This window comes from Polaromonas sp. P1_F4 (genome assembly GCF_056405675.1).
The window spans coordinates 307,859-327,815 of sequence record NZ_JBFUBP010000001.1 but is presented as its reverse complement, the minus strand read 5'-3'; the positions used below and the strand labels follow the sequence as shown (position 1 = coordinate 327,815).

The window sequence follows — 19,957 nt, the reverse complement described above, 5'->3', positions numbered from 1 at the left end:
ATGCGCCTGCTGCTTGTGGAAGACGAAGCCGAGATGGCGGCCTGGCTGGTGCGCGCTTTCAAGCAAAGCGGCTTTGTGCCCGACCATGCGCCGGACGCCGGCACCGCCGAGTCGCTGCTGGCCGGCAATGACTACGACGCGATCGTGCTCGACCTGCGGCTGCCCGACAAACACGGGTTGAACCTGCTGGCCGACATTCGCAAGGCAGGCAACCGCACGCCCGTGCTGGTGCTGACCGCGCAGGGCTCGCTTCAAGACCGGGTCAAAGGCCTGAACGTCGGAGCCGACGACTTCCTGACCAAACCCTTTGCGATTGAAGAACTCGAGGCCCGCATCGCCGCGCTGGTGCGACGCAGCCGGGGGCGCTCGCACGCGCCGCTGCAGTGCGGTTCGCTCTCATGCGCCCACGACAGCCGCGCCTTCACGTTGGCCGGCACGCTGCTGCAACTCACGCCGCGCGAAAGCGCCGCGTTGTCAGTGCTGCTGGCGCGCAGCGGCTCGCCAGTGGAGAAGTCACAGCTCTCGGCCAAAGTCTTTCCGGCCGACAGCAATGCCGGCCCTGACGCCATCGAACTGGTGCTGCACCGGCTGCGCCGCAAGCTCGACGGCGGCGACGTGCGCATCGTCACCGTGCGCGGCCTGGGCTACATGCTGGAGGCTACCGCACGTGAAGCGCATGAAGACGCTGCGGACTGACCCTGACCGCTTCGGCATACGCGCGCGCCTGCTGACGCTGCTGCTCCCGGCCATCCTGGGCCTGCTGGCCCTGGACAGCTGGAACGACTACCGAGCCTTGCGCAACCAGGTGCAGGACGCTTACGACCAGGCCATGCTCGAATCCGTCCATGTACTGCGCGGCAGTCTGTCGGTGGGTCCGGACGGCTTGCTGCACCTGAACGCGCCATTGGTGGTACAGGCGGTGGTCGATGCCGCCGGCCCGCTGCAAAAGTACCTGCATATCGGATTGACGCCGCAAGGGGTGGACTCTACAAGTGAGGTGACCTTGCTAGGCGCAACCGACCTGCCTGCACCGCCTGCGCAGCAGGCCCCCTCGCCCTCTTCCATCGCCTCCCCCGTGGTCTGGTACGACAGCGACTACCGGGACCATGCAGTGCGTGTGGTGGCGCTTCAAAGCAAAGTGCTTGACGAGCGTGGCCAGGCCTTTGACCTGCTGATCCAGGTGGCAGAAAGCACCGAACCACGCGACCGGGCGCAGGCGGCCACGCTGCGGCAGGAGTTGATACGCGACACCCGCATGGTGCTGGTGATGATTCTGCTGGTCTGGCTGGGTGTGACCTGGTCCCTGCGGCCGCTGGAGCGCCTGCGAAAAACCGTGCTGCAAAACAAGGGGCGTGACCTCAAGCCGCTGGACACGGCCAACGTGCCGCATGAAGTGGCGCCGCTGGTCGACGCCGTCAACCAGCACCTGGCCAGCTACCGCGATTTGCTTGAGCAGCAATCGCAGTTCCTGGCCGACGCATCGCACCAGCTGCGCACACCGCTGGCCATCATGCTGACGCAGGCCGGCGTCGCGCTGCGCGAAAAAGACCCTGAACTGCTTCACACGACCTTGCGCGCCATGGTCGTGCAGATCTCGCGCAGCCGGCGCCTGTGCGAGCAACTGCTGTCGCTGGCCCATGCGAGCGACGGTGCACCATCCGAAGACGCGCCCGCCGTCGTGGACCTCAACAGCATCGCGCGGGACGTGGTGCTGCAGCACCTGACACTGGCCCATGAGAAAAACCAGGACCTGGGCCTGGACGCGGCTGAAGATGCACCGGTGCCCGACGCGCTGCACAAAAACCCTGCAGCCCCGGTACTGGCTCGCGGCGCCGAACTGCACGAGGCGCTGTCCAACCTGGTGCACAACGCCATTGTCTACACCCCGCCGGGCGGGCACATCACCGTGAAGGTGAGCACCGGCGATGGCGCGGCGCTCGCCGAGGTGCGCGACGACGGCCCGGGCATAGCCAAAGCGCGGCACGCAGAAGTGTTTGAACGTTTTCATTCGGCCGGCCCCACGGAAAAAGGCGCGCGCGGCGCCGGGCTCGGTATGGCCATCGCACGCGCCTATGCCAGGCGCAACGGTGGCGACATCGAGCTGGCCGAAGCTGGCCTCGGCTCCGGCTTGCGCGCCATCCTGCGGCTGCCGCTGGCGTCCGATCCCCAGGGTTGAAGCACACGGCTGAGCCGTGGCCGGCAGTGCCGCAGGCGCCACCGGCCCTGTTAGTGATAACACGTATTTTGAGTTCGGCTGCGTAAAACGAAAGCCGATTGGAAGCCTCGCTTCCTAACATCCGCTCCATCCCAAACGCCCCAGCCGGTTGCAACTTGTGCACCAGCCAAAGGCAGGGCCACCATCAAGGAGACACGGATGAATCACCCCCCGTTTGTGACAACGCCCGCAGCGGCGCAGCCATGGAGCAAACCCCTATGAACATGAAGAACCGCAACTTCGTGCGGGGCCTCTGCCTCATGGCGATCGCCCTGCTCTTTGGCGGAGTGTCGCTGAATTACACAGTAGGCGAATTAAGCCGGTCCGGACCCGGCATGTTCCCCTTGATCGTGAGCTCCCTGCTGTTTGTGATTGGCGTTCTCACGGTGGTGCGCTCGCACTTCTATGACCCCGTCCCCCTGGATTACGGCGTCAAAAATATCGCCCTCATTCTGCTGAGCCTCGTCGGGTTTGCAGTGATCTCCCACTACATCAACATGATCCTGGCCATCATCTTTCTGGTGTTTTGTTCCACGCTTGCAGGTACGTCGTACTCCGTGGTGCGCAACATCAAGATCTCGGTGGGCCTGATCCTGGTTGCCTTTGCCTTCAAAAACTTTCTCGGCCTTAGCCTGCCCCTCTACTGATGGACATCCTGCATAACCTCTCGCTGGGTTTCGAGCATGCGCTGACCTGGCAAAACCTTCTTTATTGCGCCCTTGGCTGCACGGTGGGCACACTCATCGGACTGCTGCCGGGATTGGGCCCTTTGTCGACCATCAGCCTGTTGCTGCCCCTGACTTATTCCATTCCCACCGGCGGCGCACTCATCATGCTGGCCGGCATTTACTACGGGGCCCAATATGGCGACAGCGTGAGCGCCATCACGATGAAGATCCCGCATGCCAGCAGCATCGTCGCCTGTATAGACGGCTACCAGATGACGCTCAAGGGAAAGACCGGCCTGGCCCTGTTCACCGCGGGCATTTCCAGCTTCATTGGCGGCACCGTGGCCATTGTGGTGCTTTCGACCCTGGCTCAACCACTGGGTGAAGTGGGCTTCCTGTTTGGGCCGGCTGACTACTGCGCCCTCATGCTGCTGGGGTTTTTCTGCGTGAGCTTTGTCAGCAGCGGCAGCCTGCTCAACGGCCTGGCCATGGCCATGGTTGGCGTCCTGCTTGGGATGGTCGGCACCGATGTGAACAGCGGCACTGCGCGCTACACCATGGACCTGCCGTTCCTGATGGACGGGATTGGCCTGATCAGCATCGCCCTGGGCTGCTTCGGCATTGCAGAGGTGGTGAAAAATCTCGACAACAAAAACGTGCTCACCCCGTTCAACGGCGAGATCAAGCTCATGCCGACCTGGCCCGAGTTCAAGCGCATCATCCCCAGCGCCCTGCGCGGCAGCATCATCGGCTCGGTCCTGGGCATACTGCCCGGCGGCGGCCCCACGATTGCCCAGTTCGCCGCCTACGCCGCCGACAAGAAGTTCAGCAAGTACAAGCATGAGATCGGCACCGGCTGCATCGAAGGCGTGGCCGGGCAGGCCGCCGCCGACGAGGCCGCCGCACGCACCAGCTTTATCCCGCTCATGGCCATCGGCATTCCCGAAAATGCCGTCATGGCCCTGATGATGGCCGCCTTCGTCATCAAGGGGATCCAGCCCGGCCCCAATATGATCGCCAGCCACCCCGATTTGTTCTGGGGTCTGGTAGCCAGTATGTGGGTGGGTAATTGCTTCCTGGTCATCCTCAACGTGCCCCTGGTGCGCTACTGGCTGTCGGTCTTCAAGATTCCCTACACCGTGCTGTTTCCGGCGATTCTCTTTTTCTGCTGCATCGGCACCTTCAGCATCAACAACAGCCTGGACGACATCTACATCACAGCCGTGTTCGGCCTGGTGGGTTATTTGTTTTTGCGCCTGGAGATGGAAGCCGCGCCACTCCTGCTGGGTTTCATTCTGGGACCCATGCTGGAGGAAAATTTCCGCCGCGCCATGCTTCTCAGCCGGGGGAGTTTTAGCGTCTTCGTCAACAGACCCATCAGCGGAACCTTGCTGGCCATGATCGGAACGCTGGTCGTGTGGCAGGTCGTGGTGTTTGTCCGCAAGCTGATCAAGGCGCCCGACCATCACATCCACTCGGACGGCAATGCGCCCGCCGTACCGCTACCCGCAACCGGCGGTAAATGAGGTCGACGCGAGGCAAAGGCGGTAGAGCCCGCCGGTTCTCCCCCGACCCTGAAAGCCCCCAAGCCTCTCACGAGCTTGGGGCTTGTTTCATGCGGCCGTTGTGTTGAAATGAGCCCTCCCCTTCAGGAGACACACCAACATGAACCGCAGACTCTTCATCCAGGCCGGGGCCGTCGGCTCGCTAGCCCTTGCCGCTCCTTTTTTGATAGCTGCTCGCGCACAACCAGCGGGCGCCACAGGCACAAAACGTCCGGGAATTGTGATCCAGATCAGCGACAACGACCCAGCCAAGTGGAACCTGGCACTGAACAACGCCAAAAACCTGCAGGACGACGTGGGCGCCACCAACGTCGACATTGAAATCGTCGCCTACGGGCCCGGCATCGGCATGCTCAAGCTGGAGTCTCCCACCGGCGCGCGCGTCGGCGACGCCGCCAAAGCCGGCATCAAGGTCACCGCCTGCGAAAACACCATGCGCGGCCAGAAGTTGACGAAAGACGACATGCTCGCCGGCATCAGCTATGTGCCCGCCGGCGTCACCGAAATCATGAAGAAGCAGCATGAAGGCTGGGCGTACCTGCGGCCGTGATCGACAGCTCAGGCTTGGCTGGCTCCGCTGGGCGACCGCTTCTATAATCGACAGAGTCGCGGGTGTAGTTCAATGGCAGAACGGCAGCTTCCCAAGCTTCATACGAGGGTTCGATTCCCTTCACCCRCTCCAAACCCTTGTAAGTCCTTGATTTAGCAAGATTTACATAGCAATCTCACATTCGTTGCGTGAAGCCGCTGCAAAAAGCTTCACGACGCCCTTAAATCTCCAATAGCAACTGCTACGCGGAAATTTCGGACACCATTGGGCCCTCTGAGCCAATGGCTTGGAACCGATAAAACTTCGCAGATGTCCCCATATGACGGAATTTGTGGCGAGCTAGCTGCAATAGCTTCTCGTCGCAGGTAGAGATGACGAACTGCCGCTCGCCTTCCGGAGAACTCTGCAGGCCAAGAATCAGGTCGAGTAAGGCATACGTGTTCAGGTCATCGAAGTGAGTTACCGGATCGTCCATCATGATGGACGAAAAACCCGACCAGGTCTGCGAACTGCAAGCGGTGAGAAACAGACCCAAGACCAATGTCTGCACCTGCGACTGACTGAAGAAGTCCGTCGGCCTCAACGTCTCTCCCTTGCGATGGACACGGATGCTGATGGCAGCGTCCTTGCTGGACACCTCAATTTCGCCAAAGCCGTAGACCGGACGAAGCCGCTGTTGAATAACAGCGGTCCTTGGCCCGTACTCGGCGATGAAGTGGTCGGTCGCGAAGGCTTGCTGCGTGCTGAGAAGTTTCTTGACCTCAGTGAAATACCCGACCCAAGGCTGGACTTGCTGCGCGCGAGCGGTAGCTTCCTGAACCACTGTCTCATTCGCAAGAATGCGCTGGCGGATGTTCTCGAATGCGGCGGAAGTGGCGGCGGTGTCAACGGCCACCTCCAATTCCGCAACGCGGTCTCGCAACCCTAACGCTGAGGCTTCGCGTGCTGCGGCGACTTCCCCTTGCTGACGGAGCTCCTCCAGCGAAATCGCACTGTCGAACTTTGCAGCTGCCAGCTCCGACAAGATCGACTGAACGCCGGATTGATGCCCTGTCCAAGCTTGATTCGCCTGCTGGTGGCTAATTCGAGCGGCAGTAACGGCCGCCTTTGCCGCCGCCTGGGTTGCCTTCTGACGGTCGACGTGCTCATTCGCTGATTGGGCGGCCGCGCTTGTCAAGATCCTTTGTTCTTCGGTGGCGCGCTCCGCGTCTGTCAGAGCCTGGAGGCCGCTTGCCAGATTGATGGAGCCTCGATTGGCTTCATTGAGCAACTCGGTCAAGCGCTTCTGTGCAACGCTCAGCGCTGATTCAGCGGCCTGCCGCTGCTGGCCGAGCGCTTGATCGGCTGCATGGGCAGCTGTGAGCACGGCTTCGGCTGTTTCAAGCGATTGTCTCGCTGAGCCAATGGCCGCCGCGGCGTTCACCTCATCCTCATGAACCTTGATACTGAGGATTTGCGTCTGCTGCGACGTCTCGCTGGTTAAAGGAATCCCAATTGAGCTCAGCGACGCCTCGAAGTTCGCGCGCTGTTGCTCCAATTGCGACCGTTGGGTCTGCGCATGCGTGAGCTGCAACTCCTCCTGCTTCACTCGTTCGGCGAGTGCTTGACCTTGGCTTACAAGCATATAGAGCGCTGCCCGCTGTGTCACGGCAATATTGCTAAGCTGGACGATACGGTCACCGTGCTGCATTCGCCGGTCGATGGCTGCCAATAGGCCTTCCGTGCTTCCATGGTCGTGCCCGCACAGTTGACAATTTGGCCCATCCACATGGCCGCGAAGTTCCGAAATAAGCTCCTTGAGCCTCGAATCGCTGCTGCTGGCCTCTGCAAGCTCCCGCTCGGCCTGTGCAACTGAAAGCTCCTGCGAGTGTTCGTCCAACCGAACATCTCTGAGTTGCCTGCGAAGTTCCTCGATTGAGGCCTGTAGTTGAGCCTCAGCGCTCAGAAGATTAACGAGGGTTGGCGCAGCTTGTTCCCACGCTGCGGCGACTTCTCTGACCGATTGGAAATGAGCTCGCTTCTCCGATGCGGCTTTAAATGCGGTCTCGGCCCATTGGACCAACGCCACGGCTTCGAGTTGAGCCGCTTGCGCTTGCTCTAAGCTCGCACGTTGTTGACTCACACGCGAGGAAAGTGCGCTTAGCCCTGCCGCCAGACTTTGAGCTTGGTTTGTCAACTGTTCATACTCGGGTTGGACCGACACGGCCCAGTTCAACCAGTCCCGTCGAAGTTGAAAGCCCTGTTCCTGCATCTTTAGCTGCGCTAACTGGCTAGACACGGTGCCGAGATGTTCTGACGCCTCCTTCTCTTGCGCTTCAGCATGCTGCAGTTGGACCTGCCGCTCAGTCAACTGAACTCTCATCGGCTCAAGTTGCTCGCGAAGAACGCCGAGCTTCCCGACGTGATCTATAGCCCGCGACAACATCGCCCGCTGAGCGACTGTCTCAGTCGCCGCAGCGTCTAGCATGGCCCTCAAGCCTCTAGTGTCGCGTGACGCAATCCCGGAGATGTCGAAGCCGGCGGCCGAGATAGCTTCCTCCAAACCAGCGAAGCGGGCGTCCAGCGCTTCTGAGGAGGTATCCGAGGCAGCAAGTCCCTCCAGACGTTCTAGCTCTTTGCGCTCAAGCGCGATGGCCTGTTTGGTGTCGCCTATGTCGCTAGTTGCCTTGCTGTGTTCCTGCGCTGCGAGCTTCAGCACTTCCTCGGCCTTCTTGAGACCGTTCGCGTAGTCCTCGAAGGCGAGCATCCGCGAGACCAACTCTGACGATAGCTCGCACTTCGACGCCACGTCTTGCGTGAGTTCTTGGTTCTCTTGGCTGAACAGGTGCGTTGCTCGGAAAAGGTCCACTAGGCTGTCTACTCGATCGGCACCCGGGGTCGTTCCGCCGGTCAGCAGACTAAGAACTTCTTTACGTGGTGTGACCTTGCCGTCAACCAAGGCGTTGTTGTAATCAGCAAGATTACGCGTGATGACATGTGTCTTGCCTTCCCGCTCCAGCGTAAGTGAGACCTCTGTGGGGTCGCTCCCGCTGTCCAGGTGCTTTGCGATCCGGGTTAGCCCGCCAGGTGCCTTGGCGAGGCGACCGACACCACCAGTGACAGCGAAATCGATGGCATCGAAGAACGATGTCTTTCCGAAGCCATTGGGACCGTAGAGGATGGTCACTGCCGATCCGAGTTCGAACACCTTCTTCGTCCGATAGGCTCGAAAGTTCTCGATAGAGATGAACTTCAGGGTGGCTTGAGCCCGGTCTTCCCCGGTCTCAGTAATCGCACTGGGACCTGCTACCGACTGCAGTGCTTCGGAGGGGCCATAGATGCCAGCAAGACAGCCGTGCAGGATTGTCGATGCGCTACTCGTCGACGGCACCACGAGCGCCTTAGCAAGGTCCGCCTTGAGATTGCGCTGACGAAGCAGTGTCTGCGCTGACGGCGGCCTCGTCTGGGTGCCTGGAGTAATGGGCGAAAGAGGAAGAAAGGGCAACCTGGCCAAGCTATTGGCCAGGGCACCGTCAAGACGAACGACGTATTTCCTGCAGAAGTACACGTCGACCTCCACACGCGAACAGAAGTTTGCGTCCACAGTGACTTCCGCCGGAAGGCAGTACACGAAGGCCACGTCCTTCGTTGACCACTGCGCACTATTCTTCAAGTAGTGCTTCTTGAAGGCTTCATACAGCGGCAAATAATCGTCTTGGTCGCCGACGGCGAAGGCGGCCAACGAATGTTGGCGCAACATCATCACGACGGGCAGGCAGCCGTCCCGGAGGACCTCTTCAGAGAACGTCGCTCCCCCCATGAGGTCCGCCAAAGTGGCCCTCAGTTCTGCCGGTAGGCTCAAAGTCTCAGGAGAGCTTTGCATCGAGTGCCTCCTTCAACTTGTCTTGGTTCGCCGCATTCCGATACGCGCCAAGCACATCGTGGTAACCAACGCGAATGATCGCGCTGGTTGGTTGAGTGAATTTCGCTTCGGTAGATGGCTCATCTTGGACTTGATCGTAGATGGACTTGAAACGCGGGTCCCATGGGGTGTTGTCCTCGTCTCGGCTGACAACCACCAATTGCCCCCTGTGCTCAGGCAAGCAGTTGAGCACGTGCCTATCGCAGTCCTCATGGCTGGCTCCCATCACGGCAATAACCTCCAGACTGCTATCGTCCTTCATGATGGTCGCATGAGCCCCGTTTCCATGGAATGTTGCCGGGTAATGAGCCAAGTCGAGAATCGAGAAGGTGTGTAGAAGGTGCTTCACAGCATGGCTTTCGCCGCCCGTCCATTCGTCCGGCGTGCCTTTGCAAGCTGTGAGACTCGCAAAGTTCACGGTGGAACCGAGAGCACCTGCTTTCAGCTTACGTAGCTCACCGACCGCCCGCCGGTGTGCGACACCAGCCGCTGCGGTCAATGGCAGGTGTGCGTGCGCAGTGGCCAATGACTTTGAAGGCTCATCAAGTTCATCGTTCATCCACTTGACAACCGCAGGTACAGCGCCTCCGGGTGCCCTGGGATCATCCACGCCATGAAACGGGTGTACGGTAGGTTCACGTAGCGCGAATCGGCGCCCTGCCGATCCCGGAGGCAGCGTTGACGGATGAATGACCAAGAACGAGTGAATACAGGCTCCGCGCTCGCGAAAAACAGCGTCTCGAAAGTTCTCTAGTATTTCCCCTCCTCGCTGCGGCGTACCTCCGTTGCCGTATGTCGGCATGCACTTTGGGCGCGAGAAGCGGCTCTGTGTAACGATGACTGCGGACTGGCCGAACTTCTCAGCTTTGCCGGGCGTCTCCTTACCGGCGACGTTTGCCATTACCAAGCAGGTCTCGTCGCGAGTGACTCTCGGATATTGAGCGGGATCAAAGAATGGCCCCACCTGGCTCATGAAGGAAGCATGAGACGGCGCAGGGTTGCATTGCGCTACGAACAACCAAGTCAGAGGAAGCATGCCGCCTAACTGGCCAGCCCGTGTGGCAATCCCATCGAGTAGCCACTCCCACATTCGCTTCGCATCCGTTGACCCGATCCAATCGAAGCAAAGCAGGGTGGCGAACTGGTACGGGGCATCGGCGTTCGAGTGGACGCCTTTAAACACGTAGATTGAACGGCCTTGGTACATCGACATGTAATTGACGTCTAGTTCAACCCAAGCAGGGGAGAGCTTCGGCTGTACCCAACTGTGAACTTCACCGTTCGGCAGTTTCGCCCAGGTGACCACGCAATTCACCCATTGATGCGCCTGTATCCGGTCAAGTCGGTTTTCGACGATGTCATACGTCGTATTCGGCTTTTGAACCAGTTCAACAAACTGATCTTTAGTCAGTCCATCCACTCCGCCGATGACGAGCGTTTCCATTGGCCACTCGGCAGCTTCCATGACCGCCGTAATGCGATTCACGCCATCCAGTCCTGGAATCGTACATTCGGGAAAGATGGTGAAGTGAGTTTTTTCTAAGCCGTGCGCGCAACTCCGAGAGACCGCCAGAGTTTCATCTATGCACTGCAGACCCCGCTGTCGTTCTGCGAGAGTCCACGTAAAGGGCTCCTGCGGTAGGAGAACTAGGTGGGGTTGCGCGATGACCATAGCAACCTCCCCGCGCGGAAGGCGTACCCCTAGCAAACCCAAGTCAACCTCTGCGACCGCAACCATTGAGTCTCCCCGCTACTTTTGCAGGCGATTCTGACACGAATGGTGACAATTCAACTAATTTTGGTGTTCGAGCCTCTTGCTTGGCGATGCATCCTCAATGCACACCCTTTGCGGATTTGAATCGATAGAAGTCAGCCTCGCTTAGTCAGTTTGGTCCTCTTCTTCAGTGCTAGGCCAATTGCTGCTTTTACTGCCAACGGCGAGAGTGTCTTTGCGGCAATCTATTCGCATCTGTAACGGTCGACGCACCAACGTGCGTATTGACCCACTGACATAACTAGGAGCCGCCGCGCCTGCCCGCCTCACGAACTGCTGCGCCGCTTCAACCATCTCATCAAGCCACCGACCACAGGCAGCTTTTCATACAGCTCTTCCGCCGCGTCCCAGTAATCGCGATGCAGCGTGATGCGGCCTTCGCCGTCCAGCACCAGGTGCGAGCCGCCCAGGATGCACTGCGCCCTTCCCCGCTGAAAACGTTTGAAGGCAAAGTGGAACTCCCAGGTCAGAAAGCATTGCGTGCCTTGCACGATGCGCCCGGTGATGACGAAGCGCGGGTTCTCCAGGGTCTCATACATGTGGCTGTAGATCTGCTGGATCGCGGGCAAGCCATGCACATCGTTGAACGGATCTTTAAAACGTGCATCGGGAGCGTAGATGGCGCCCAGCTTTTCCACGCCCGCGGGGGTGAGGGTCTGGAAGGTGTCGGCAATGCGGTCGACAGCGTAGTTGGCGAAGTTCATGGATTTCTAGGCCTGCCTGAGGCGGCGGGTCGCCGCGAAAAATAGGAAATAGGGCAAAAGCCGCAGGGCTTTCATCCAGAGGGTAAAGCGTTTGGGGAAGTGGATTTCAAATTCTCCGCGTGCCCAGCCCTTGAGTATTTCCTGGGCCGCCTGTTCGGGGCTGATCAAGGCGGGCATTTTGAACTGGTTCTGTTGCGTGAGCGGCGTGTTGACAAAGCCGGGGTTGATCAGCGCAACACCCACACCCCGGGGTTGCAGGTCCAGGTACAAGGTCTCGGCGAGGTTGATGAGCGCGGCCTTGGTGGGGCCGTAGGCCAGGCTGTTGGGCAGGCCGCGGTAGCCGGCGACGCTGCCCATGAGGCTGATGTGGCCGCGCTGGCCGTTGCGCGGGTTCGGCGGCCGCGCCAGCAGCTGCGGCACCACGGCGTCCAGCAAGTAGAGCGCGCCGAGGTAATTGACTTCGTTGTGGCGTAGCAGGTCACCCAGGTCCATGTGGGTGGCGTCCATGGCGTGGTAGTGGCCCGCGCAGTAGACGACGCAGTCCAACGCATCCTGCGCGGCCAGAGTTGAGGCCACGGCCTTCACTTCGCTCGCGTCGGTGACGTCCAGCGGCAGGGCCAGGGCGCCGGGGTGGGCGTCGACGAAGGCGTTGAGCGCATCCACGCCGCGGGCCGAAACCACCACCTTCGCGCCCCGGGCGTGCAGCGCCGAAGCGGTGGCCCGTCCTATGCCGGTGGATGCGCCTACCAGCCAGACCGTGCGGCCGCGCCAGTCCGCGATGCGAGAGTTCAGTGCCATGCTGATCTATCGCTTGATGAAGGACAGCGTCACTTCGCCCAGGCCCACACCCCACTTGCGCATGGCGGCCTTGTTGAGCATGACTTTGTCGTTCATGAGGTACATCCAGTCGTCAAACTGCACGTTGATGACCCGGCCGTCCACCGGCAAGGCCAGGGTGTAGGCCCAGTTGAAGGCGTTGCCGCTTTGCCGGCCCTCGGCGGTGCCCACGACGTCGTCGGCCTGGCCGGTGTAGCGGCCGTCGGCGTGGCGCGTGAGGCGCCAGATGCGCCGCTGGGTCGTGCCGTCGGAATAGCTGAAGGCTTCGTCGAGCACGCCGGCGTCGCCTTTCCAGGTGCAGGTCATCACCACGCTAAAACGCTTGACGACCTTGCCGGAGCGGTCGGTGAAGATGCCGTAGGCGTCGAGCGTGCCGTTGAAGTAGTCTCTCAACTCCAGCACCGGGGCCTCCTTGGCGTAGTCCTGCACTTGCGGCGTGCTGCATGCGCCCAGCAAGGCGGCGCACACCACGACGGCGAGAAGGCGTGAGCGGTGGAAAAAAGTGCGTTGTGTCATGGGGTGTGCGGCTGGGCCGTGGTTGGGAGGATGAAAAAATGGAGCGCACCGGCCGCCAGGGCTTTGAGCGCGCAGGGCAGGAGGCAGTAGGCGGCGGTGAGCAGGGCGGACGCGTTGGCATCCCGCACGCCGGGCACATAACCGAGCCAGCCCAGCAAAGGCAGGGCCAGGCCGGCGGCCAGCGCGAGATTGAGCTTGGTGGCGAAGTTCCACCAGCCGAAGTAAGCCCCTTCGGCGCGACCGCGGTCACCGGCCCTGGCGATGACGCCGGCCAGCAGCGCGCCGGGAAGGACCAGGTCGCTGCCCAAAGCCGCGCCCGACAAGGCGCACACCAGCAAAAACCAGGATGCGTCGCCCGCGCCCAGCCGGCTCGCGCCCAGAAAAACCGCAATGGACAGCAGCATGCCAAAGCGCCAGCTGTGCACCAGCCCCCAGCGCTTGACCCCGCGCAGCCACAGCGGCATGGACAGCGCGCCGCACACAAAGTACACGGCCAGCGCGGCGGACTGCATGGCCTCGCTGGCCAACAAACGGTCTTGCAGAAAAAACAGCACCAGCGTGGCAGGGATGGCGCTGGCGATGCCGTTGAGCAGGTAGACGCCCAGGAGGCGGCGAAAGTCGGGATTGCGCCACGGATGCCGGAGCACGCCGGCCGTTGTGTCTGCAGCGGTTGTCGCCGCATGGCGGCGCCCAGGCCGGGGCGCCGCACGCCAGGCCCACCAGCCGACTGCCAGGCCGGCGACCAGCAGGGCCAGCATGACGGGCACGCCCAGCAGCGCGGGCGTGACCGACGCGAGCAGCACGCCCACCAGGCCCAGCCCTTCGCGCCAGGCCACCACGCGGCTGCGATACAGCGCGTCGCCGCCCAGCATGGCGCCCCAGGACTGGTGCGCAATAGACAAAGCGCTGTAGGCCGCGTAGGTCACGACCAGCCAGAACCCCGCCCACCAGAGCAGTGCGGTGGGATCACTCACCAACGGCACAAACAAAAAAGAAAATCCCACGGCGAGAACGGCTCCGGCCAATGCGCCCATCACCAGCACGGCGCGAAGCGATACGACATAGAGTCGATCGCACAAGCGGCCCAACAACGGATCGATGACCGCATCGAGCAGACGTGCGCCCAGGAGCACGGCGCCCAAAGCCGCGAGCGAGACGCCCCAATGGCGCGTGTACAGATTGGGCATCAAGACATAAAGCGGCAGGGCGCAAAACGCCAGGGGCAACCCCAGCAGGCCGTAGCGCGCCCCGCCGCTCAGACCCAGAACCCGGGGCTCCGCTTCGATGCGCGCGGCCATAGAGGGATTCATGGTGCGGCACCCACCGGGGCCGGGGATTTCTCCTGCGCCAGCAGCGCGCGGCGCATTTGCGGCTCGGAGGTTTGCGGTGACAGCCAGATGCCGAAGAAGAGTTTGGCAAACAGCGGGTCGCGCACTTCACCGAGCAGGCGGCCGTTGCTCCAGAACACCGCGCCCGTGGCGGGCTGGTGCACGCCGGTGATGCGATCGCCGGCGCCGACATCCGGGAACAGCGCACGCATCTGATTTTCCCAGGCGGCTTCCTGCGCCGGGGTGATGGCCGCCTGGCGGCGCATCTCCGCAATGGATCGCCGGGCAATGTCGGCCCCTTTGAAGTCACGCAGGTAAGCCAGCTCCAGCGCAAACGGGCTTTTTTCATAGGCTGGCCCGTCGAATCCTGGTGCGACCCAGAGGGTCGCCCGGTAAACCTCAAGGCCCCAGAATTTCAAATTAGCCTGACCCGACAGGATGGCTACAGGCAAGGCGGAGCGTAGCTCTTGCGGCAGAGGCTGAGCCTGAACTTGCAAGCAAGACAAGCACCCAATGACCGCCAATATCGCGCAAGCAGATGCGTTTTTCATATCGAAAGCGCTTCAGGTTTTCGCAAGGTGTACTGCATCAGGTTGATATCACCCGTGTCAAAGGCAGCCTCGCAGTAGCCCAGGTAAAACTCCCAGATGCGCATAAACCGTTCGTCAAAGCCGAGCGCCGCCACCTCGGCCTTGCGGGCGATGAAGGCGTCGCGCCAGCGGCGCAGCGTCTCGGCGTAGTCCGCGCCGAAGGCGAATTCGTCCACCACCTCCAGCCCCACCGCCTGGGCCTGGCGGCGGAATTCCCGCGGGCACGGCAGGCAGCCGCCGGGAAAGATGTACTGCTGGATGAAGTCGGTCGACCCGACATAGCGGTCGAACAGCGCGTCGTTGATCACGATGCTTTGCACGCAGGCCCGCCCGCCGGGTTTGAGCAGGCGGCTCATGGCGGCAAAGTACGTGGGCCAATAGGCCTGGCCCACAGCCTCCACCATCTCGATGGAGCAGATCGCATCAAACGGCGCGTCCGGGATGTCGCGGTAGTCCTGCAGGCGCAGGTCGGCCCGCCCGCCCGCGCCGGTGCCGGCGCCCAGGCGCTGCATGCGGGCATTGGCATAGGCCAGTTGCTCGGTGCTCAGCGTCACGCCCACCACGGCCGCGCCGCGTTCGACGGCGGCCTGCTCGGCAAGCGCGCCCCAGCCGCAGCCGATTTCGAGCACGCGGTCGCCGGGCTTCACGCCGGCCATGTCCAGCGCGCGGCGCACCTTGGCGTTCTGCGCCTCGGGCAAGGGGCGCGAAAGATCGCCGTCAAACCAGGCGCCGGAGTAGTTCATGGTCTCATCCAGCCACAAGCGGTAAAACGGGTTGCCCAGATCGTAGTGGGCATGGATGTTCTTGCGGCTGTTCGCGCGGCTGTTGTGGTGCAGCAGGTGCTTGACGCGGTACAGCAGCCGCCCGAACCATGTGCCGAAGATCATGGCGTCGACCTCCCGGCGGTTGGCGGAGAACAGCTTGAGCAGTTCGGTCAGGTCGGGCGTACTCCAGTCCCCGGCGATGTAGCTCTCGGCAAAGCCGATGTCGCCGGACTTGAGCGCGGCACCGAACACCTTCCAGTTGTGCAACGTGATGCTGGCGCTGGGGTGTCCGGGCATATGCATGTCATGCTGCTGTGGGTGCTCGCCAAAGCGGCGCTGCGAGCCGTCGGGCAGGTGCAGGGTCAGCGCGCCGTGGCGCAGGTTTTGCAGCAGGCGCAGCGCGCTTCGGGCGGCGGCCGGCGCATCATTTGGAAACGCAAGGCCTTGGACGGTGCGGGTAACGGCGTTCATGTCGGACTCCTGGAATGGGGCTTATGCATTGCGCGTGCGCCTCTAGCGCGAGACAAGGCTTTGCGGCGGCGAGGGTTTGCGAAAGAAAGGCACTTTTTTCAGCCACAGGCGCAACGCCTGGACGTGGATGTGCAGCACCACGCCCAGCGTCATCGCGGGATAGCGCCACAGGGCGCCGCGCAGGACGGCGGGCGTGATGGCCTGCAGCGTGCCGCTCACGCTGGTCTGCAGCACGGCGGCGTCGGCGACGACTTCGTCGTAGAAATCCACGCGGGCCACCGTACGCGCCTGTCCGTCCTGTTCGCCGTGTTCGCTGCGCATGAAGCGAAAGCGGTAGTGGCCCTGCACCGGGTTGAAGGGGGAGACGTGAAACACCTTGTCCGCGCGCTGCTCCACGCCATAGCGCGGGGCGTCCAGCACATAGCAGTGACGCTCGCCGAAGGTGTTGTTGACTTCCACCACGATGGCACGCAGACCGCCCTCGTGGTCGCCCGCCGCGCGGTGGCAATACCAGAAGCTCACCGGCTTGAAGGTGTAGCCCAGCACGCGCGGATAGGTGTGCAGCCAGGCCTCGCCGGTCGCGTCATGGATGCCCTCGCGCCGCAACACTTCGTCCAGCCAGGCGATGGCGCCGCCCTGCTCCGGCGCGCGCCCGTCGCCGTGGTCGGCCTCGAAAAAGCTCAGCGCGCCCCCGCGATTGATGCGCCACTGGCCCGGTTGCGGCGCCTGCTTTTGCAGGCTGCGCAGCGGCAGCATCAGGAAGTACGTGGGGTAAACAAACGCGTGGCGCCGCGGGCGCAGGCGGGTGTGGCGCACCTGGCCGAAACCGATGAGCGGCACGGGCTGGCTCATGCGTCCGCCAACAGCTGCGCGGCGGCAGCCAGCCCGGCCTTGAGGCCGTCTTCATGAAAACCGTAGCCCATCCACGCGCCCGCAAAGTAGCGATGGTTTTTGCCCTGCAGCGCCGGCATGCGGGTCTGCGCCGCCACGGCGGCTAGGTCGAACACCGGGTGGGCGTAGTCGTACTCGCCGATGATTTTTTCCTGTGCGATGGGGCGCACCGGGTTCAGGGACACGACTACCGGCTGCTCCCAGGGCAAGGGCTGCAGGCGATTGATCAGGTAGTGCAGGCACACCCGCGCGCCCTCCTGCCCGGCTCCGCCCGCGCGCTCGTAGTTCCAGGCCGCCCATGCGGCCCTGCGCGTCGGCAGGGCGGAGGCATCCGTGTGCAGCACGGCCTTGTTGGACTGGTAGTGAATGGCTCCCAGGGTTTCACGCTCCTGCGCCGTCGGCGCGGTCAGCATGCGCAGGGCCTGGTCGGGATGGGTGGCGATGATGACCTTGTCAAACAGCTCGGCGCCCGCGTCGGTGTGGATGCGCACGCCGCCTTGGCCGTCCGGCGTGTTGCCAACGTGTTCCACGCGGCGCACTGGGGTGTTCAGCCGCTTGTCCGCAATGCCCTCGATGATTTTTTCGACATAGCGCCTGGCACCGCCCTGCACGGTCCACCACTGGGGGCGGTTGGTGATTTGCAGCAAGCCGTGGTTGTGGCAAAAGCGCACCATGGTTGACACCGGGAACTGCAGCATCTGCGCGGTGGGGCAGCTCCAGATGCAGGCCATCATGGGCAGGAAGTACCAGTCGCAAAACGCGGCACCGAAGCCGTGCTCGTCCAGGAACTTTCCGAGGGGTTGGCCCAGTTGCGCATCGGTTCCGCTTTGGGCCATGCGACTGGTCAGGGCGTTAAAGCGCAGCAGGTCGCCCAGCATGCCCCAAAAGCGCGGGTTGGCCAGATTGCCGCGTTGCGCAAACACGGTGTTCAGGCTGGAGCCGCTCCATTCCATGGCGCGGCCGTTGGCAAAATCGTGAGTCCGCACCGAAAACGACATCTCTGACTTGACGCGCGCCACGTCCAGCTCCGCCAGAAGCTTGATCAGTTGCGGGTAAGTCCACTCGTTAAGAACCAGAAATCCTGTATCCACCCCGTGGGTGACGTCACCGCGCGGTGTGGGAAGCGTCACGTCGACGGTGTGGGTATGCCCGCCAAACCAGGCACCCGCCTCCAGCAGCGTGATGTCCGCCTTGCCCCTGAGGGCATGGGTGGCCGCCAAGCCTGAAATACCCGAACCCACGATGGCCACTTTGATCGACACACGCACTCCTTGAATTGCTTGGGTCAATTCTATACCAATCAGTATTTATTAAAACCAATTAGTATTAATATTTCCTTTGAATTCTTTTTTCAAACTAAATTGGCTAAAATCAGGCCATATGACCCTTAGCACCCTCCCTCCCAAGGTTTCCTTCAAGGCGCAAATGCTGCTGGCGCGTGAAGACGCCATCATCCAGTCGGTGAACCGTCTGCTGGCGGAAAAAGGCTTTGAAGCCATGACAGTGGACGAGGTGGCTGCTGCGGTGGGTATTGCCAAAGCCAGCCTGTATAAGCACTTCCCGAGCAAAGAAGACCTGGCGGCGGCGGCCATGGTGTCGGTCATGCGCCGGGCGCAGGCCTTTCTGGACACATTGCCCACCGAGCTGTCCGCCGTGGACAAGCTGCGTAAAGTGGTGGCGTGGACCATGGGCCTGAAGCTGGCGGGTGAAATGCCCTCGCTGCCCAGCCAGAACTCCAGCCTGCGCACCGCGCTGATGGCCAACAAGGACTACATGGACGGGCTCATGGACGTGAGTGACCGGCTGGGCGCCTGGATTGAGGCGGCACAGGCACAAGGCGCCCTCAACCCCAAGCTCCCGCCCATTGCGGTGCTGTATACCCTGTATGCCCGCGCCTGCGATCCCGTGCTGGAGTTTTTGAAAATGGGGGAGCTGCACACCGACGATGAAATCGTCGCCCTGGTGCTGAGCACGTGCTTTGAAGGCCTTGAAGCCCGCTGATTACCGGCGCACATGGGGCCTGCCTCAGGGACCGGCAGAACTACTTTGGAACCTTCCAGGATATTTGTGCGTTGAGTTCCTTCGTAACCGCGTAACACCATCATCGGGGTTGTGCCGGTTGGGTGCCTTTTTTTGGCAGCGCAGTATTGAGTTTCCGGGTCGGTGCGTCAACGCATCACGATGATCACGATGCCGAGCAAGGTCAAGCCACTGCCCGCCAGCGTGGTGGCCTTGATGGCGTCCTGGTCTTTGAACAGAAGATGGCTGAGCGGGAAAACCAGGACCGGCGTACACAGCGTCACCAGCGTGGCAACGGACAGCGGTATGTAGCGCATGGCGCCGATCACGCACATCTGGGCTGAAATGGTGGTCACACCGATCAGGGCGTAGAGCGCCATGCCACTGCGGCTGGCGGAGCGCAGGCGGGCCGCCATCGCACCCTTGTCGGCGCTGAAAACCAGAAGCAGGGCCAGGCCGCTGGCGGCGCCTATCAGCGCGCCCACAACGGGCTCATTCCAGCTGCGCACAGCTGACCCCCTGAGCACATTGCCTATCGCATACGCCAGCGAGCTGCCCATGCCCAGCAAAAAGGCCGATTGCAGCGCCCGCTGAAGCGCGGTGGATTGCACAGGCGCAGGTGCGGGGCCTCCGTCGGGCGCCAGTGCTGCCGTGGAAGCGCGGCGCGAAAAAAAACCGGGCTTGTAGCTGACCAGCATCAGGCCACCTATCGTCATGACCATGCCCAGCGCCACCAGCAAACTCAGACGCTCTCCCAGCAGCAGCCAGGCCATCAGTGCGGTGAACAGCGGGCTGCTGATCTGGAAAACGCTGGCTTTGGCCGGTCCGAAACGCACCACGGACTCGTAAAAAAACCAGCGCCCCAGGTAGGTGGCAAACGCACCGGCAGCGGCAAAAAGCCAGAACGCCTGCGCATTCCAATGCAAGCCATCCGTGCGCAGGCCCATCTGCACCAGCGTGGCCAACGCAGAAAACGCCACATTGGAGGAAGCTGCGATGAGAAAGCCCAGGCCAAGCTCCAGGCGGCTGGATGCCACCTTGGTGACCAGAATGGAGACCGTGAAAAGCAGCAGCGCAACGCTGGCCAGCAGGTAACCCAGAAAGGTATCAGACATCCAGATCAAGCATCAAATCGGCATTCAGCCCTTATAAGACGTGCGCAAC

General features: G+C 61.9%; 17 protein-coding genes and 1 tRNA gene. 7 read left to right on the top strand and 11 right to left on the bottom strand.

The window, feature by feature from the left end; genetic code table 11:
- The 6 genes from AC1DYQ_RS01610 (at nucleotide 1) to AC1DYQ_RS01585 (ending at nucleotide 5,130) form a co-directional block, all read left to right on the top strand.
- On the top strand, nucleotides 1-696 hold the full coding sequence (locus tag AC1DYQ_RS01610; RefSeq protein ID WP_477685288.1) for a response regulator: 696 nt from the start codon (nucleotides 1-3) through the stop codon (nucleotides 694-696).
- Nucleotides 677-2,176: a sensor histidine kinase gene (locus tag AC1DYQ_RS01605; protein WP_477685846.1), complete on the top strand. Its 1,500-nt coding sequence runs from the start codon at nucleotides 677-679 to the stop codon at nucleotides 2,174-2,176. Before AC1DYQ_RS01610 ends, AC1DYQ_RS01605 begins: the two co-directional genes overlap by 20 nt.
- A gap of 263 nt (nucleotides 2,177-2,439) precedes the next feature.
- On the top strand, nucleotides 2,440-2,862 hold the full coding sequence (locus AC1DYQ_RS01600; protein WP_457280964.1) for a tripartite tricarboxylate transporter TctB family protein: 423 nt from the start codon (nucleotides 2,440-2,442) through the stop codon (nucleotides 2,860-2,862).
- Nucleotides 2,862-4,409 carry a tripartite tricarboxylate transporter permease gene (locus AC1DYQ_RS01595; protein WP_457280202.1) on the top strand — a complete coding sequence of 516 codons (1,548 nt, stop codon included), beginning with the start codon at nucleotides 2,862-2,864 and terminating at the stop codon, nucleotides 4,407-4,409. Before AC1DYQ_RS01600 ends, AC1DYQ_RS01595 begins: the two co-directional genes overlap by 1 nt.
- 139 nt (nucleotides 4,410-4,548) lie before the next feature.
- Nucleotides 4,549-4,998 (top strand): DsrE family protein, encoded by a 450-nt coding sequence (locus tag AC1DYQ_RS01590; protein WP_477665682.1) that lies wholly within the window; start codon nucleotides 4,549-4,551, stop codon nucleotides 4,996-4,998.
- Nucleotides 4,999-5,056: 58 nt separating this feature from the next.
- Nucleotides 5,057-5,130 (top strand) — tRNA-Gly (locus AC1DYQ_RS01585).
- Between the two features lie 109 nt (nucleotides 5,131-5,239).
- On the opposite strand, the gene AC1DYQ_RS01580 is transcribed toward AC1DYQ_RS01585, so the two are convergent.
- From AC1DYQ_RS01580 to AC1DYQ_RS01535, 10 genes are all read right to left on the bottom strand, one after another.
- Nucleotides 5,240-8,860 (bottom strand): AAA family ATPase, encoded by a 3,621-nt coding sequence (locus AC1DYQ_RS01580; protein WP_477685287.1) that lies wholly within the window; start codon nucleotides 8,858-8,860, stop codon nucleotides 5,240-5,242.
- Nucleotides 8,844-10,385, bottom strand: coding sequence for a hypothetical protein (locus tag AC1DYQ_RS01575; RefSeq protein WP_477665680.1), 1,542 nt, complete (start codon nucleotides 10,383-10,385; stop codon nucleotides 8,844-8,846). The genes AC1DYQ_RS01580 and AC1DYQ_RS01575 overlap by 17 nt, the downstream gene beginning before the upstream one ends.
- Before the next feature lie 554 nt (nucleotides 10,386-10,939).
- On the bottom strand, nucleotides 10,940-11,377 hold the full coding sequence (locus AC1DYQ_RS01570) for a nuclear transport factor 2 family protein (RefSeq protein WP_477665679.1): 438 nt from the start codon (nucleotides 11,375-11,377) through the stop codon (nucleotides 10,940-10,942).
- 6 nt (nucleotides 11,378-11,383) lie between these two features.
- Nucleotides 11,384-12,175 carry an SDR family NAD(P)-dependent oxidoreductase gene (locus AC1DYQ_RS01565; protein ID WP_477685286.1) on the bottom strand — a complete coding sequence of 264 codons (792 nt, stop codon included), beginning with the start codon at nucleotides 12,173-12,175 and terminating at the stop codon, nucleotides 11,384-11,386.
- Between the two features lie 6 nt (nucleotides 12,176-12,181).
- Nucleotides 12,182-12,730 (bottom strand): DUF3833 domain-containing protein, encoded by a 549-nt coding sequence (locus AC1DYQ_RS01560; protein WP_477665677.1) that lies wholly within the window; start codon nucleotides 12,728-12,730, stop codon nucleotides 12,182-12,184.
- Nucleotides 12,727-14,040, bottom strand: coding sequence for an MFS transporter (locus AC1DYQ_RS01555; RefSeq protein ID WP_477685285.1), 1,314 nt, complete (start codon nucleotides 14,038-14,040; stop codon nucleotides 12,727-12,729). Before AC1DYQ_RS01555 ends, AC1DYQ_RS01560 begins: the two co-directional genes overlap by 4 nt.
- Complete coding sequence (locus AC1DYQ_RS01550; RefSeq protein WP_477685284.1) at nucleotides 14,037-14,510, bottom strand: chalcone isomerase family protein; 474 nt, start codon at nucleotides 14,508-14,510, stop codon at nucleotides 14,037-14,039. The genes AC1DYQ_RS01555 and AC1DYQ_RS01550 overlap by 4 nt, the downstream gene beginning before the upstream one ends.
- Nucleotides 14,511-14,605: 95 nt before the next feature.
- Nucleotides 14,606-15,883, bottom strand: coding sequence for a class I SAM-dependent methyltransferase (locus tag AC1DYQ_RS01545; RefSeq protein ID WP_477685283.1), 1,278 nt, complete (start codon nucleotides 15,881-15,883; stop codon nucleotides 14,606-14,608).
- A 42-nt stretch (nucleotides 15,884-15,925) separates the two neighbouring features.
- Nucleotides 15,926-16,735, bottom strand: a complete 810-nt coding sequence (locus AC1DYQ_RS01540) for a DUF1365 domain-containing protein (RefSeq protein WP_457280190.1) — start codon at nucleotides 16,733-16,735, stop codon at nucleotides 15,926-15,928.
- On the bottom strand, nucleotides 16,732-18,030 hold the full coding sequence (locus AC1DYQ_RS01535; RefSeq protein WP_477685845.1) for an NAD(P)/FAD-dependent oxidoreductase: 1,299 nt from the start codon (nucleotides 18,028-18,030) through the stop codon (nucleotides 16,732-16,734). Before AC1DYQ_RS01535 ends, AC1DYQ_RS01540 begins: the two co-directional genes overlap by 4 nt.
- Nucleotides 18,031-18,154: 124 nt before the next feature.
- Between AC1DYQ_RS01535 and AC1DYQ_RS01530 the strand changes: the two genes are divergently transcribed.
- The gene (locus AC1DYQ_RS01530) at nucleotides 18,155-18,775 is read left to right on the top strand and encodes a TetR/AcrR family transcriptional regulator (protein WP_477685282.1); all 621 of its coding nucleotides are present in this window, start codon (nucleotides 18,155-18,157) and stop codon (nucleotides 18,773-18,775) included.
- 167 nt (nucleotides 18,776-18,942) lie between these two features.
- On the opposite strand, the gene AC1DYQ_RS01525 is transcribed toward AC1DYQ_RS01530, so the two are convergent.
- On the bottom strand, nucleotides 18,943-19,908 hold the full coding sequence (locus AC1DYQ_RS01525; protein WP_477685281.1) for an EamA family transporter: 966 nt from the start codon (nucleotides 19,906-19,908) through the stop codon (nucleotides 18,943-18,945).
- Nucleotides 19,909-19,957 lie beyond the last annotated feature (49 nt).